Genomic DNA, 1,072 nt, shown 5'->3' with positions numbered 1-1,072 from the left:
CGTTCGGTGCGGTGCCGCGTGATGGCAGTTATATGCGTGATGTGCGGGACGGCACGATCTACGTGGTGAATGCCGGTAAGAAGCGGGCGCTCGGTTACGACGAGTGGGTGGCTCTGGGCAAGCCCGCCTCGGGCAATGTGCCCGTCGGTTTCCTCAACAAGATTCCCAACGCCTGACCGGGCATTCTCCGAAATCTCTCCGAACAACCCTGAAAGGAAACTCCGATGAACCGTACCTTCGCCAAGACCGCGAACCTCCGCCGCATGGTCACCGTGAGCGCGCTCGCCCTGGCAGGACTCACCGTGGCCGCCCCCTTACCCGTGAACGCCGCCGCCGCGCCACCCGCGTTCCAGCTTCCCTTCCCGTGCGGGGACAAGTGGCGGCTGGACACCTGGGCGCACGCCCCCGCGCTGGACATGGTCAAGGAGCCCGACCAGGCCGGCACCGACGGCGCCCGGCTCGTCGCGCCCGCCGCCGGCACGGTCAACCAGTCCTTCTTCCACTCCAACGCCGGCAACATGATCCAGATCGACCACGGCGGCGGCTGGTTCACCACCTACATCCACCTGAAGTCCCGGTCCGTCAACGTCGGCCAGCGCGTCGAGCAGGGCCAGCAGATCGGCCAGGTCGGCGCCACCGGCCCGACCTCCAACGGCCACCCCCACCTGCACTACGAGCAGGGCTTCGACGCCAACGGCGACGGCCGCGCCACCTGGGGCGCCGCCGGCACCGAGCGGGTCCGGGCCACCTTCAACGGCGTCGAGTACGGCCAGAGCAACAGCCAGACCTGGCGCAACGTCACCAGTGCCAACGGCTGCGTCACCACGCCGGTGGACGGCCGGTTGTATCGGGAGCCGGACGGGACGATCGCGGTGATTGTGGGTGGTGCTCCGGTTCGTTTCTCCAGCATGGCGGAGTTGACGGCGTCGGGGTATGGCAGTGCGCCGATTTCGGGGGTTCCGGCGGGGTGGTTGGGTCGGTTGCCGCAGGTTCCGCGTGATGGCAGTTTTCTGCGGAATGCGGGGAACGGTGGGATCTTCGTGGTGGTGGGGGGTGCGAAGTATGGGCTGAG

1 protein-coding gene is annotated in these 1,072 nt (G+C 67.8%); it reads left to right on the top strand.

Features of this window, described 5'->3' with window-relative positions:
- Nucleotides 1-224: 224 nt before the first annotated feature.
- Nucleotides 225-1,072: M23 family metallopeptidase (locus QSK26_RS41400; RefSeq protein WP_285780848.1), on the top strand; the 848-nt coding region annotated here is incomplete at its 3' end.

Origin of the sequence: Microtetraspora sp. NBRC 13810 (genome assembly GCF_030268685.1) — a bacterium.
In the GTDB taxonomy this organism is placed as follows: Bacteria; Actinomycetota; Actinomycetes; order Streptosporangiales; family Streptosporangiaceae; genus BSRQ01.
This window is presented reverse-complemented; position numbering and strand designations above follow the sequence as displayed.